The organism is Acinetobacter sp. YH12105, assembly GCF_013419095.1.
GTDB lineage: Bacteria > Pseudomonadota > Gammaproteobacteria > Pseudomonadales > Moraxellaceae > Acinetobacter > Acinetobacter pseudolwoffii.
This window is the reverse complement of the sequence record NZ_VPAU01000006.1, coordinates 128370-143202: the sequence shown is the minus strand read 5'-3', so window position 1 is coordinate 143202 and position 14833 is coordinate 128370. Positions and strand designations below refer to the sequence as shown.

Annotated in this window: 13 protein-coding genes; 6 read left to right on the top strand and 7 right to left on the bottom strand. The window is 46.2% G+C overall.

Annotated features, from left to right (window positions below; all coding sequences use genetic code 11):
• Positions 1-44 precede the first annotated feature (44 nt).
• Positions 45-590, top strand: coding sequence for a VTT domain-containing protein (locus FTU44_RS07090; protein WP_005094471.1), 546 nt, complete (start codon positions 45-47; stop codon positions 588-590).
• A 331-nt stretch (positions 591-921) separates the two neighbouring features.
• Here the strand turns inward: FTU44_RS07090 and FTU44_RS07085 are convergent, their stop codons facing one another.
• From FTU44_RS07085 to FTU44_RS07075, 3 genes are read right to left on the bottom strand one after another with little or no spacing between them, the layout of a single operon-like run.
• On the bottom strand, positions 922-1551 hold the full coding sequence (locus tag FTU44_RS07085) for a hypothetical protein (protein ID WP_159516345.1): 630 nt from the start codon (positions 1549-1551) through the stop codon (positions 922-924).
• Positions 1552-1577: 26 nt separating this feature from the next.
• On the bottom strand, positions 1578-1985 hold the full coding sequence (locus tag FTU44_RS07080; protein WP_005094466.1) for a DNA polymerase III subunit chi: 408 nt from the start codon (positions 1983-1985) through the stop codon (positions 1578-1580).
• A complete protein-coding gene (locus FTU44_RS07075) occupies positions 1978-3426 on the bottom strand; it encodes a leucyl aminopeptidase (protein WP_100535239.1) in 1449 nt (482 codons plus the stop codon). Before FTU44_RS07075 ends, FTU44_RS07080 begins: the two co-directional genes overlap by 8 nt.
• A 156-nt stretch (positions 3427-3582) precedes the next feature.
• On the opposite strand from FTU44_RS07075, the gene lptF reads away from it, so the two are divergent.
• From lptF to FTU44_RS07055, 4 genes are all read left to right on the top strand, one after another.
• Positions 3583-4683, top strand: a complete 1101-nt coding sequence (lptF, locus tag FTU44_RS07070; protein WP_180049956.1) for an LPS export ABC transporter permease LptF — start codon at positions 3583-3585, stop codon at positions 4681-4683.
• A gap of 2 nt (positions 4684-4685) precedes the next feature.
• Positions 4686-5756, top strand: a complete 1071-nt coding sequence (gene lptG, locus FTU44_RS07065; RefSeq protein WP_005094459.1) for an LPS export ABC transporter permease LptG — start codon at positions 4686-4688, stop codon at positions 5754-5756.
• A 124-nt stretch (positions 5757-5880) separates the two neighbouring features.
• Positions 5881-7428, top strand: a complete 1548-nt coding sequence (gene gpmI, locus FTU44_RS07060; RefSeq protein ID WP_005094458.1) for a 2,3-bisphosphoglycerate-independent phosphoglycerate mutase — start codon at positions 5881-5883, stop codon at positions 7426-7428.
• Positions 7429-7459: 31 nt separating this feature from the next.
• A complete protein-coding gene (locus FTU44_RS07055) occupies positions 7460-8632 on the top strand; it encodes a S41 family peptidase (protein ID WP_180049954.1) in 1173 nt (390 codons plus the stop codon).
• On the opposite strand, the gene FTU44_RS07050 is transcribed toward FTU44_RS07055, so the two are convergent.
• Genes FTU44_RS07050 through FTU44_RS07040 form a run of 3 tightly spaced genes read right to left on the bottom strand, consistent with a single transcriptional unit; the run spans position 8633 to position 12296 of the window.
• Positions 8633-10057, bottom strand: a complete 1425-nt coding sequence (locus FTU44_RS07050) for a sigma-54 dependent transcriptional regulator (protein WP_100329428.1) — start codon at positions 10055-10057, stop codon at positions 8633-8635. It lies immediately after the preceding gene.
• Between the two features lie 15 nt (positions 10058-10072).
• Positions 10073-11638, bottom strand: coding sequence for a PAS domain-containing sensor histidine kinase (locus FTU44_RS07045; protein ID WP_180049952.1), 1566 nt, complete (start codon positions 11636-11638; stop codon positions 10073-10075).
• 22 nt (positions 11639-11660) lie between these two features.
• Positions 11661-12296 (bottom strand): response regulator, encoded by a 636-nt coding sequence (locus FTU44_RS07040; RefSeq protein ID WP_005108454.1) that lies wholly within the window; start codon positions 12294-12296, stop codon positions 11661-11663.
• Between the two features lie 219 nt (positions 12297-12515).
• On the opposite strand from FTU44_RS07040, the gene FTU44_RS07035 reads away from it, so the two are divergent.
• On the top strand, positions 12516-13583 hold the full coding sequence (locus tag FTU44_RS07035; protein WP_180049950.1) for a serine hydrolase: 1068 nt from the start codon (positions 12516-12518) through the stop codon (positions 13581-13583).
• Between the two features lie 56 nt (positions 13584-13639).
• Here the strand turns inward: FTU44_RS07035 and thrC are convergent, their stop codons facing one another.
• Complete coding sequence (thrC, locus tag FTU44_RS07030; RefSeq protein ID WP_004281061.1) at positions 13640-14779, bottom strand: threonine synthase; 1140 nt, start codon at positions 14777-14779, stop codon at positions 13640-13642.
• Between the last annotated feature and the right edge of the window lie 54 nt (positions 14780-14833).

Sequence of the window (14833 nt, the reverse complement as noted above, 5' to 3'; positions counted from 1 at the left end):
ATCAGCAATTCAATTTGCAAATATTGCCTTGGTGGACAGGTCGAATGCTCGATTTTTTACTCAACTTGGAACAGTCATTACCGCTATTGCTTGATCAATATGGGGTATGGATCTACGCGATCCTGTTTCTGGTGATTTTTGCGGAAACCGGCTCAGTATTTTTCTTTTTTCTGCCCGGTGACAGTTTATTGCTGGCTGTAGGAGCTTTATGTGCCAGCAGCGATATATTGACCCTGCATTCGATGGGATTACTGCTCTTTACTGCATCGGTACTCGGCTACACCGTGAATTATTACACTGGAAAAGTGCTGGGCCTAAAATATTTTAATCGGCATTCACGCTATTTCAAGCCGGAATATATGGTGAAAACCAATCACTATTTTATGAAACATGGCGGTAAAACCATTCTGATTGCCCGTTTTATTCCCTTTGTTCGTTCATTTGGTCCTTTTGCCGCCGGTTCAGCCCATATGAGTTTTGCCACATTCAGCTTTTATAATATTACGGGTGGTATTCTCTGGATTGGTACTTTATTAAGTATTGGCTATTTGCTTGGAAATGCTGCCTTTATGCTGGCCGATGTGCTCTAAAAGATCAAACTAAAAAGCCCGAATCAGCCGAATGCCAGTCAGTTAAGCAATTGACTGGTATTTTCTTTTTTAAATTCATAATTATATTTGATGGATGGAAAGGTCATCCGCAACTGTCTGAGGCATGCGGTGAATTGCACCGCAAGATGTCCTCCTTGCGAAGCTCCGCTTCTCATTTGGGCAAAACCAAATTAACCAATAATTTACAGATGTTTGATGTAAAACCTTAAGGCTCCATCGTGAACGGCTAAACAGTTAAAGCATCTATTTCTAAACTCCTTAACTGATCAGCATTACCGAATGAGCGGGCTTTTTATATGAGTTGGGATTTTTAATCAGGTCTCACTTGCCCGGAAAATTCTGAATTTTTCAGTATGTAGTCGATTTCTTCTTGGGCCGCCACACGCATTTGTTCTCTTAGTGCATTGATGGTCTGTTCAATCACCGTTTCTGCCTCAAGTTCCAGACGCAAACGCACACTCTCTAATTCGGATAAAATGGTGTGGTCTTGAATCTGGATACGACCTTGGGCAAAGTCAAAACTATGCTCAGGATTTTTCTGATAACGGGCAACATAGTGCTGCATTTCTGTCTCTAGACTGAGGTTTATGTCAGCGAGGGCTTGGGTCTGCTCAGCAAATTTACGCTGTTCATCCTGATATAGCTGTGCAATCGCAGCCTGCTCTGCGGCACGTTTATCGGCCAGAGCCTGTTCGAGTGCCAGCTGTCTGCGAATACGTGCAGCCTCAATCAATTCAGCCTTGCGCTGCGCATAGGCTTCTTCAATCTTGCGTTCAGATTCCTGCTGTAAGCGCTGATCACGAATCTGCCATTCTTCTAAAGAGGTTTCAGGCTTTAAAATGTCACAGATCCGAGAGAGGTCATCGATAAAGGTCTGACGTACAGCTTCCGGCACATTTAACCAGCGCTGTTTAAAATCTGGACCTACATTTAATGCCACATGCCTCTCCTTGTGGGTGATATCGGTTAAAGCTTATGGGTGTTGGGCTCAATACCTAAACGACGATATTGTTTGAATTTTTCACGACCCAGCTGTTTAGCCGTTTCATGGTTTTCAATGATCTCAATAATGTGACTAAATTTTGCGTAAGGTTCAAGTGCTTCCGGATTAAAATTGAAAATAATCCAGTCGGACTGTTCAGGCAATGTTGCCGAAATACACACGCTCGCCTCAGGCTGATCAATACCATGCGGAATAAAACTCGCGCGATCAAAGCTCCACAGGCGTTCATCCAGCTGCTGTTGTAACGCTGCATCGGCACATAGTAACCAGATCCGCGCCGGCTGGCGCAGAATCTTGCGGCATAAACGACAAGCACTTTCGACTTGTCGTTCAGGACTTTTTTCAAATAAATAAAAGCTGACCTTAGCCATTCGTTTGAACGCGGTTGGCCAGGAACTGCATCAATAATGGCACTGGACGCCCAGTTGCGCCTTTATTGGCACCTGAGTTCCATGCTGTACCTGCAACATCCAGATGTGCCCAGCGATATTCACGGGTAAAACGCTGCAAGAAGCAGGCTGCAGTGACAGAACCAGCTTTTGGGCCACCGATATTGCCAATATCGGCAAATGGTGAATCGAGTTGTTCCTGATAGTCATCTATGACCGGCATACGCCATACCCGGTCAAATGAATGCTGGCCGGCAGTTTCCAGTTCTGCTGCCAATTTATCATCTGGTGTGAACAGACCTGTCAGCACGGAACCCAAAGCCACCACACATGCACCGGTCAAGGTCGCAATATCAATCACCAGAGCAGGGTTGAAACGTTTCACATAGGTCAGGGTGTCACATAACACCAGACGACCTTCGGCATCGGTATTCAGGATTTCAACCGTTTGACCGCTCATCGTCGTGACGATGTCACCCGGACGAGTGGCTTTACCAGAAGGCATATTTTCTGCTGCGGCAATGGTTCCTACCACATGCAGAGCTAAGCGGGACTCACACAATGCACGCATGGTACCCAGTACAGAGGCTGCACCGCACATGTCGTATTTCATTTCATCCATACCTGCGCCAGGTTTGAGTGAAATACCACCGGTATCAAAGGTAATGCCTTTACCGACCAGGACCACTGGCGCTTCACTACGCTCTGATTGATATTCAATGCTGATAATACGACCCGGACGCTCTGAACCCTGGCTGACTGCAAGGAAGGCACCCATGCCTAAATCTGCCATCTGTTGTTCATCCAGTACCGTGACTTTCAGTAAATCCGGATATTCAGCAGCCAAGGCGATGGCCTGATCTGCCAGATATTCCGGGAAACAGATATTGCCCGGACGGTTGCCCAGATCACGCGCCAGGTTTTGCCCGCTCTGTACTGCTTGAACCAGTTGCAGCTGTTCTGTCGTTAAAACGCTATGCGTGGCAATCAGGTCGATCTGTTCAAGTACAAATTCATTCTTTTTCGACTTATATTCATCATAACCATAGCTGGCTTGAGTCAAAGCCAGAGCAAACAGATAATGCAATTCTTGTGGAAGTTGTGTCAGGTCTACAGAAATCTGTTTGAATTTTTTTTGAGTGGCCTGAATAATAGTCTGGGCAATTTTTGCGAGTTTTGCTGGTTGCAATTCAGCGACTTTGCCTAAACCGATCAGTGCTGCATGGCTGGACTGGCTGACTTGGCCAATCAGGCTCAGACTTTCAGCCAAAGCTGCTTTGAACTGAGATGCTTCAATTAATTTGTCTAAATTGTTGATTTGATAGGTTGAGGTGGTATTTTGAAGTTGTTCTGAGTCAACTAAAATCAACAAAGATTGACTTGATCCATTCTCTGGGAATGACGTATTAATTGTAAGTTTCATATTCTGTTTTCACGCCTGTCTAGATTTGTAAATCATTCAGTCATTGAACCATTTATCTGAATAGAGTTTCAATGGGTAGGGCCGTCTAGGTTTTATATTTTTGCTATTCGGGTAAACTAGCACTCGTTTTATAGACCTTATTTTGGAAGAATTAATTTGATTATTCGGCGTTATCTGGTCAAGCAAGTTGTCTCGACATCCTTGGTGGTGATTGCCTTATTGACCTTGATCATGATGGGTGGCCGACTGATCAAGTATTTTGGTGTCGCAGCGCAAGGCCGTCTGGATGCAGGCATTTTATTTAGCATCATTGGCTACCGTCTGCCTGAGTTTTTAACCTTGATTCTTCCGCTCGGTTTCTTTATTGGCCTGATGCTGGTATTTGGCCGTTTATATGTCGACCATGAAATGGCGGTGATGAATGGCAGTGGTGTCAGCCGGCATCAATTGGCGCGCCTTCTGGTGCCGATGACCTTGGTGTTTCTCATTACCCAAGCCGGCTTGATGCTCTGGGCAGCGCCATGGGGAATCCGCCAGTTTGAAGCGCTGACCACCAGTCAGGCGGTACGCACCGGCTTTGATCTGGTACGACCCAAAGAATTTATTTCCTCTGGCCCCTATACCATTTATGCCGGTGATCTGTCTGAAGACCGCAAGAACTTAAAAGATATTTTCTTCTATCAGCGGGCAGAAAAACCCGGTAAACCGGATGTGATGATTCTGGCCCAGGAAGCCACCCGCATCGAGGTGCCAAATGATGCGGCCAATGTGGTCGATCTGGTTCAAGGTCGCCGTTATGAAATTTATCCGGGCACTCCGCAATATACCCAGGCTGAATTTGCAAGCTATCGTCTGCGTTTAGAAAATGATGAGGAAGCACAGTTTGCCAGTGCTGAAGTTGAAGCCCTGCCAACCTCGCAATTGTGGCAGAACCGTCAGGATCCTGTGGTGGCCAGTGAATTAGGCTGGCGGGTATTTGTACCATTTGCGATTCTGATTGCTTTGATTCTGGCCGTGGCCTTGTCTGAAGTGAGTCCACGCCAAGGTCGTTATCTCAAGTTATTTCCGGCGCTCATGATTTTTGCTAGTCTGATTGTGGCGTTAATGGCCGTGAAAACCCGGATCAGTAAAGAGGAAATGGGGATCTGGGCTTATCCATTGATCCTGATTGCTTATGCGATTGCGGGTGCCTTGTTCTCACGTAAACAGAATTTGGCCCCGAAAATCAAGAAACAGATTCAGCGAGTGAGGTCTTAATAATGTTGGCACGTCGTATAGTTGCAAAACATGTGACCCAAACCACTGCGCTGGCGATGCTGGGTGCAACCGCTGTGTTGGCGGGTTTACAGGTGTTATTTACTTATCTGGGTGAGCTGGGCTCACTAAAAGAAGGTTATGGCGCCTGGGATGCCTTGAAATATGTGCTCTGGGGTGCTCCGAATTATCTTTATGAAATTCTGCCGATCTCGGCGCTGATCGGTGCGGTTTTAGGTTTGGGCACATTAGCCTCAAATAGTGAACTGATTGTGATGCGCTCGATCGGGATCAGTCTGTGGCGGATTGTTGGCTGGGTGATCCGTTCAGCATTACTGCTGGTGGTCTTGTCATTTGCCTTGAGCGAGTGGGTGATTCCTTATACCAATGAACAGGCCAAGAGCGTAAAAAGTTCGAGTAAAGCCGCGCAACTGGGCGAAGTGCGGGGTTACTGGACACGGGAAGGGCAGCGCTTTATTTATATTGATTATGCCAATTCGCAAGGTCAGCTGAAAAATGTGCAGATGCTGGATTTTGATGAAAATTATCGCTTACGCGGCACCTTGCAAGCGGATCAGGGCGAATTCGTCACAGATGGCTCCTGGACATTAAGCAATACCGAGCAGTTCGATATTCTGCAAAATGGTAGTGCTACCCTGATCAAGCAGGAACAGCAACCTTTGGCACTGGCATTACAGCCAAAATATGTGCATATGGTCACCATCGATCCTGAAGACTTGTCACCGAGCCAACTGATCAGTTTCACAAGTTATATGCATGAATATAGTCAGGTGCCAAAAACCTATCAACTGGCTTTCTGGCAGAAACTCGGTTCTCCTTTTGCCCTGATTGCACTGGTGGTGATTGCCTGTTCATTTATTTTCGGGCCGCTGCGTCAGCAATCCATGGGTTTTCGTCTGGTGATTGCCTTATTTGCCGGTCTGGGCTTTTTCTATCTACAGGATTTCCTCGGCTATGCCAGTCTGGTCTATGCGCCATCTCCGGCATGGTTTGTCTTTATTCCGATTCTGATCATGTTCGGTATTGGGGGTTACCTGCTGCATCGGGCACGCTAAGACCCAGGAAAATAGAACAAATCAATCGCGATGAGCGGCTTAAACCATACTCTGGTCATGGCCTCTTTTTGCAAACTTCGCTAAAATAGAGCGATTAATTCGTAGACGAACAGAGTATTTCATTATGACGGATGCAACTGCTGGCAAAATCCCTCACGTTTTGGTGATTATGGATGGTGTGGGTCATCGCGAAGCGGTCGAAGACAATGCGTTTTTAGCAGCTAAACGACCAAATTTAACTGCAATGCAGGACAAGCATCCGCATGGTTTGATCTCGGGTTCAGGCGAAGATGTTGGTCTGCCAGATGGCCAGATGGGGAACTCGGAAGTCGGACATATGAACCTCGGTGCAGGTCGTGTGCTGTATCAGGATTTTACCCGGATTACCAAAGACATTCGTACCGGTGATTTCTTCAATCATGAAGTACTCGTCGATGCGGTGGAGAAAGCCAAAGCTTCAGGTGGTGCAGTGCATTTGCTCGGCCTTTTATCTCAAGGCGGTGTGCATTCGCATGAAGACCATATTGTTGCGATGGCTGAACTGGCACTCAAACGTGGTGTCAAAGTTTATTTGCATGCTTTCCTGGATGGTCGTGATACGCCGCCACGAAGTGCCCAACCGTCATTGGAAAAACTGGATGCGCTGTTTGCACAATATCCGGGTCAGGGTCGTATTGCCAGCATGATTGGTCGTTACTTCGCGATGGATCGTGACAACCGTTGGGATCGCGTCGAACAGGCCTATCGTTTATTGACTGAAGGCGAAGCGGCCCGTACAGCTGCCACCGCAGTTCAAGGTCTGGAACAGGCTTATGCCGCAGATGAGTCGGATGAGTTTGTCAAAGCCACCCGCATTGGTGAGCTGGCAAAAATTCAGGATGGTGATAGCGTGGTCTTCATGAACTTCCGTGCTGACCGTGCCCGTGAAATTACCAAAGCCTTTGTTGAAAAGGACTTTGCTGGATTTGCACGTAAAGTGGTGCCGAACTTAGCCAAGTTTGTGATGTTGACGCGTTACCAAGCAACGATTGATGCGCCTGTGGCCTATATGCCAGAAGCGTTGGTCAACTCGATTGGTGAATACCTGTCAAATCTGGGTAAAACCCAATTGCGTATTGCTGAAACTGAAAAATATGCACACGTGACGTTCTTCTTTAGTGGCGGTCGTGAAGATGAATATCCGGGTGAAAAACGTATCCTGATTCCATCACCAAATGTAGCAACTTATGACCTCAAACCGGAAATGAGTGCTTATGAAGTGACTGATGAGCTGGTCGCTGCGATCAATTCAGGCGAATTTGACCTGCTGGTGGTGAACTATGCCAATGGTGATATGGTCGGTCATACCGGTGTTTTTGATGCCGCAGTGAAAGCGGTCGAAGCGGTCGATACCTGCTTAGGCCGGGTTTATGAGGCGGTGATGGCGCAAAAAGGTCATATGCTTATCACTGCCGATCATGGTAATGTAGAGCAGATGCAGGACTATCACAGTGGTCAGGTGCATACTCAACATACCACTGAATTGGTTCCATTTATTTATGTAGGTCCAACTCAGGCCACGATCGCAGAAGGTGGCGTATTGGCAGATGTCGCACCGACCTTATTAAGTCTGATGCAAGTTCCAGTCCCTGCGGAAATGCAAGGTCGCAACCTGATTGAACTGAATCAATAATTTTCGATAAGATTTTAAAGAAAGGTAAAAAATGGCAACAACACATTGGAAGTCTGTCGTTATACCATGCTTACTGATGTGTTTGAGTCATTCGGCCTGGGGTGCGGGCTCAAAAGAGCCGGTATTCGATGATATGGAAATGGATGGTCAGGTTTATACTGAAATTCCTGTGGCATCCATTCAAGAATTTGTACAAATTTACGGCATCGTCAAAGACAATTATATTCAAGACAAAAATGACGACGCCTTGTTCCAACAGGCAATCCAAGGGCTGGTCAGTGGCTTAGACCGCTATTCGCGTTATTTGTCTCCTGAAGATTATAAGCAGCTACGTGAATATACTGAAGGTGATCTGGCCAGCATTGATTTCGATCTGCAATTTAACTCGCAGATGAAGCAATGGATGGTGCAGGGATTGAGCGCCGATGCCGACTCTGCCAAGCAGGGACTGCGTAATGGTGTCACGGTCTATAAAATTGATGATCAGGTACTGAGTAGCCTGAATCAGGAGCAGGTGCGACAGTTATTGAGCGGGGCGGTCGGCTCTACGCTGAGCATACAGCTTTCCCCGCAAAGTCCGGTGGTTCGTCTGGTAAGGAATACCAAGCTCGATACTGAAATTAAATCCAGTCTGCACAATAATCAGGTACTGGTATTGCAGGTCAAAGTTTTCCAGCAAGATACAGCCAATGAAATCAAGCGCCTGATTGAAAGCTATTCTGACAGACGCTTAAAAGCGGTGATGTTTGATCTACGCAATAACCCGGGTGGCTTACTTTCTGCCGCAGTAGAATCGGCCGATTTATTTTTGAATCAGGGTGTGATTGTCTCGACCCAAAGCCGTTCGGAAGGCAATCAGCAATTTCAGGCGCTGCCAAGTTTTGAATTTCAGAATCTGAAAGTGGGCGTTCTGATTAATAACCGTTCAGCTTCGGCAGCTGAAGTCTTTACGGCAGCATTGAAAGAACATAGCCGGGCTTGGGTGGTCGGTGAGCAAAGCTATGGCAAAGGTGTGGTACAAAAGCTATTTCCACTGAGTAATGGTTCTGCTTTACAAATGACAGTGGCACAATACTTCAGTCCGAGTGGTCAGATGATTGAAGGGCGGGGCGTGCAGCCACATTTCAGTTATCCGTTTAAGCAGGAAATGCGTGAGGAGAGCTATCTGGAACACGTCACAGACCTGCTGCTCCTGCAAAAATAATTATTCGTCTTCCTCAGTATCCAGTCCGAACTTTTTCAAACGATAGCGTAGGGAGCGGAATGACATACCGAGCTTTTTCGCGGCCAGTGTGCGGTTCCAGTGCGTTAGATTCAGCGCATTGAGTAGGACTTCTTTTTCAATCTTTTCTAAATATAGCTCTAGGCCTTCTTCTGGGAGCTTTCTCGGGGCAATCAGGGTGTCAGTCGCAATGATCTCGCTCGTGAGCGTATTCATCTCCTGAGCGCTGTTAAGAGCCTGACGTAACGGTGCACTTTGCAGGTGCTGAAGATCAATCCGCTCTTCATCACTCAAGGTGATTGCACGTTCCATAATATTACGCAATTCACGTACATTACCCGGATAATATTGTTCCAATAAAAATTCTTTACTGCGTTCTGTCAGTTTTTTATTGGCAATGCCCCATTCCTGGCAAATCTTCTGAATAAAATGTTCGGCGAGTAAGAGAATATCCTGACTCCGTTCACGCAGCGGCGGTAAAGTCAGATCCATCACATGAATACGGAAATATAAATCCTGACGGAATTTGCCTTGTTGTACCAAGGCTTCCAGATCCTGATGAGTGGCACTGATGACGCGGAAATCCACATCAATTTCAGTATCTGAACCGAGTGGACGAATACGTTTTTCCTGTACGGCACGTAACAGTTTGACCTGCATGGAAAGTGGCAGTTCTGCAATTTCATCCAGAAACAGGCTGCCACCATGTGCCGATTGAATCAGCCCCTGTTTGTCCTGAGCGGCGCCAGTAAAGCTGCCTTTCTTATGCCCAAACAGTTCGCTTTCCATCAGTTCAGTGGGAATCGCACCACAGTTAATTGCAATAAAAGGGCCTTCATTACGGTTGCTCAGGCGATGGACCAGATTGGCCACCACTTCCTTGCCAGTTCCCGATTCGCCAGTAATAAAAACCGGTGCCTGTGAGCGGGCAATTTTTTGTAAGGTAATACGTAAGTGCTGAATCGGTATCGATTGCCCAATCAGCATTTTATGTTCTAAAGCATCATTTGGATTATTATGGGAATAATCCACCGGTTTATTCAGTGCTTTTTGTAGCAGCTGTTCCAGATGTTTCTGATTGATCGGTTTGCTGACAAAGTCAAAGGCACCGGCCTTGAGTGCAGCAATCGCGATTTCCATGTTGCCATAGGCGGTCAGAACCGCGACCGGAAGTGCAGGATAGAGATGACCAATCCAGTCCAGTAACTCCAAACCATTGCCATCGGGCAGGTTCAGGTCAGTTAAACAGGCATCATATTGATGATCTGCAAGATATTTTTTAGCATCTTGCAGACGATGTGCGATGTGCGTACGAATCCCCATCCGCAGCAACGACATTTGCATGAGGGTGCATAAATCTTCTTCATCATCCACCAAGAGCACCAGTGGCTGTTGTTCCACACTCATTTCCCTTAAACCCCTTTATACCGTAATACGTTGGCAGCTAATGCGAAAGCATGCGCCCTGTTCTTGTTGTATATAGTTTAATTGTGCCTGATTTGCTTCACAAAAACTATGTGATAAGTACAGTCCTAATCCGGTTCCACTAATCGAGGTACTGAAAAAAGGTTGAAATAATAGGGCTTGGTCGTGTATGGCTACACCTGAGCCGAAATCCCGGATATCAATCCAGACCCGATGTTCATAGGGATGTATATTCAGCTGAATGTAATTGGCATCTGCTGAATTGTGACGGATGGCATTGCGAAGCAGGTTAATCAGGACTTGCCGGAACTGCGCTTCATCGAACTGAATCAGCAGTGGCACATCAATATTAAATTGAATCTGATCGCAAATATCGGCCAAATCTTCCTGGATAAATAACGGGATAAATTCATTAAGATGAATCGGCACCGGATGGGTTTCTTTATTTTTGACCATATTCAGCGTGTCCTGAATAATCCGGTCAATCCGGGTCGCCTGTCGGCCAATCATCTGGTTGAGTACTTGTTGTTGTTCACTGCCAGAGTCAAGGTATAAATCATTGGCCTGCACAATAGCTGCCAATGGATTACGAATTTCATGCGCAATACTGGCCGAAAGCTGGCCCAGTGCGGCAAGTTTAAGTTGCTGCACCTGCTGATTGAGTTTTTTGGCATCCTGTAACACCAATAACATCAGGGTTTGATGTGGCACAATCAGCTTTTGTACCTGTACATGAATGTTATAGCGACTTTGCTGTGATTCAAATTGAAAACGCTCGCCATTTTCCAGCGTTTCAAACTGGATCAGTTCAAATAAATCTGGTTGTGACTGGTAGAGGGTAAATTTCTCATGCGCAAATTTTGCTTCGATCCCGAGCAGTGTACAGGCCGCAGGGTTACTCAGGACCACATGATAATTTTCATCCAGCACCAGATAGCCAGTTTCGATCTGTTCCAGAATATAACGGTTAATATTCTGTAAGCGATAAAGTTCCAGAGATTGCGAAAAGTTCAGGTTTTCCAGAATCTGAAAACGGCGCACCGCAATTTGCCCGGTTCCATAGACCACAAAGAACAAAAAGGCCAGCAGGGCACTATTACTGATATTGCTTAAGGAAGAAAATGCAAAAATACTACCGATGAAGTGTTGATATATAACACTAATCACAGCAATCAGGGTGACCACCAAAGCCTTTTTGGCATCCAGCAATAACGATGCGGAAAAGATGGTGATCACAAATAGCAGGCCAATTTGCAGATTAGGCCCATCACTTGCCAAAGTCAGTAAACTTAAGACGCAGACATCGCTAAAGAAAATCATAATCAGCTGCGGCTGGATCAGGCGTCTGATCCATTTCAGCGCGAACAGCTGCGCTGTATTAATGGCAACACCGATTCCCAGCGCATAATAATACAGCTGTGGATATTGATAATCGCTGGTTAGCTCGGGGTAGGTCAGCAGAAAAATCAGCAGCAGGCCAGTGCTGATCAGCAGGCGATACGCGCTATACCAGATCCCTAAATGATACTGATTGAGTTCAGAATAATTGGTTTTTTGTGCCATATGCAGCGTGACTCGCCAAAGGCTAAGGTTTAATCAGCCCATAGCGCATGGCCAGATGCGTCAGTTTGACATCACTATCAATATTCAGTTTTTCAAAAATACGATAACGATAGGTATTTACGGTTTTGACGCTGACAAAGAGCTTGTCAGCAATTTCCTGAGCGCTGATACAGTTCACCACCATCATCGCCACTTGCATTTCACGTTCTGACAGTGCATCAAAAGGCGATTGCTGTGTATCAGAAAGGTAAGAACTCGCTAACTGTTCTGCAATGTCGGCACTAAAATATTTACCGCCTTGCATGACTTTATTGATGGCGCGAACCATTTCTGAAATCGGCGCCCCTTTGGTAATATAACCTTTGGCTCCGGCTTTTAATAACAGCGAAGGATAGGGTTCTTCTGCCAGACCGCTGACAGCCAGTACTTTGGTTTCAGGGGCGCTCTGAAGCAGACGACGCGTGGTTTCTACGCCACCAATGCCCGGCATATTCACATCCAGTAAAACCACATTCGGATGATGCTGACGAACCAGAGAAATCGCTTCTTCACCAGATTCAGCCTGTCCAATCACCTGAACCTCCGCATGGTCTTCCAGCATTCTGCAAATTCCAGTACGTACTAATTCATGGTCGTCCACAACTAAAACTGTGATCACCTACGCTCTCCCTCTGTTAAAAAAATCATTTTTTTGTTACATAAAGCAAAATAAGCTTGCAATGAAAGTACAAAATTAGCAATCCTATTCGCAAGATAAAATCTGAAACTTATCACACAGTGTCAAGATCAAAAAATGTTCTGCAATGTGTTTAAATGTAAGGCATATTAGAGGTAATACGCAAATCAATCTTACCTCTGTTAGTTGAGTGAAGAAATAGTGAAGAAAATAAACAAGTCTTTAAGGCATGTATTGGGCCTGTCCGTGTTAGTCAGCATGAGTGCGACAAGTTTTGCTGAAATCATTATGAATTCTGGCACGACAGAGGGCGGATCCAGCATTAGTTGGTCTTCTGAGGAAGTCAATCAGCTGATGAGTGATGATTTCCGTGTGGCTGCTGATGAGCCTTCGCCACCCGGTTCAGCCACCGTGACCACGACCTTGCGTCAGAGTGTACCGAGCACCCAGCAGTCGGTTAGTGTTCAGCAACCAGCCAAAACAACACAGATTTTTGATACAAACAGTTATAGCAATCAACCCTCTGTAAATGCCCGTGCTGCATTGGTTATGGATGCACAAACTGGTGAGGTGCTGTTTAGCAAAAACACCAATACCGCTTTGCCGATTGCATCTATTACCAAATTAATGACAGCTGTGGTGATTTCCGATGCACGTTTAAACATGTCAGAAAAAATCACGCTGCAACAGGCTGATTTCTCTTGCGCAGGTTGTAAAAGCTCAAGCTCGACCTTACGTGCTGGCGATAGCATGAACCGTGCCGAAGCTTTATTGTTTGCTCTAATGAAGTCTGAAAACCCGGCAGCTGCAGCCTTGGCGCGAACGTATCCAGGTGGTCGCAGTGCATTTATTGCAGCGATGAACAGTAAGGCCAAGGCCTTAGGCATGAATTCATCCCGCTTTATGGAATCAACCGGCTTACACCCTGGAAATGTGGCATCAGCTCGTGACTTGGGAATCTTGGTAAATACGGCCTCTCAATACGGCCTGATTCGTCAGTTCTCGACCACGCCAAGCTATGACTTTAACTTGGGTTATCGTGTATTGAAATCTAATAATACCAATGCCTTGGTACGTAATGGCGGCTGGAATATCAATATTTCTAAAACCGGTTTTATTAATGAAGCAGGGCGCTGTGTGGTGATGCACACGACTCTGAATAACCGTCCGGTGGCGGTGGTAGTTTTAGGCGCAAACAGCTCACAGGCGCGTACCAATGATGCGACCCGTTTAATGAGTTGGGTCAGCCAGCAACCTAAACGAATCTAATTGATTGGTTCATAAAAAACCCTGCAAGTGCAGGGTTTTTTTAATTCTGGCCGAAATTACATATTCGACAGAATAGAGTCTTTAACTTGACTCATAGTTGCATCAATCGACAACATCACGGCATCAGCACATTGCTTGATAGCAGTGTCTGGATCTTTCAGACCGTTACCCGTTACGGTACATACGATTACTGAACCTTCAGCAATTTTACCCGCTTTAATGTCACGGATCGCGCCGCCGACAGACGCAGCAGACGCAGGCTCTACGAATACACCTTCATACATAGAAAGCAGACGTTGAGCTTCAAGAATCTCCGCATCAGTCAGTTCATCAAACCAGCCGTTTGAATCACGAACAACCGCTTTAGCATGATTGAAGCTTTGCGGATTGCCGATACGAATCGCAGTTGCAACAGTTTCCGGATTTTCTACTGGACCGCCACGAAGGAAAGGTGCAGCACCAGACGCTTGATAACCTGCCATGATTGGCAAGCCTGCCGGTTTAGGACCAGTGAAAGCATCGGTTTCAGCATCGTAAACGACTTGCTCAAATTCTTCTTTCGACTGGTTGGCAACCGCTTCGGTATAACCCATCCAGTGCGCAGTGATGTTACCCGCGTTACCGACTGGCAGGCAGTGATAATCCGGTGCACGACCTAAAGCTTCAACGATTTCATAAGCAATGGTTTTTTGACCTTGCAGGCGGTATGGGTTGATTGAGTTTACAATCGTTACCGGTGCCTGATCGGCAACTTCTTTAACCAGGCGCATGCCGTCATCGAAGTTACCGCGAATTTGCATGGTAATCGCACCATACATCATCGCTTGTGCCATTTTACCCATGGCAATTTTGCCTTCAGGGATGAGCACGAATGCTTTGATGCCAGCACGCGCAGCATATGCAGCCGCAGCCGCAGAGGTGTTACCAGTAGATGCGCAGATGATGGCTTTAGAGCCTTCTTCAACGGCTTTCGTCACCGCCATAGTCATACCGCGGTCTTTAAATGAACCAGTCGGGTTTAAGCCCTCGTACTTCACATAAATTTCAACATCTTTACCAATAATGCGTGGAATATTCTCAAGCTTGATCAGTGGAGTATTACCTTCACCCAAAGAGATCGCACGAGTAGTTGCAGACACTGGTAAACGGTCGCGATAGCGGTCAACTAAACCAGTATAACGATTGGCATTCGACATGATGATGTTCCAATTGTGTGTAGAGCTTGGCAAGGGGAATACTCCCCTCAACCC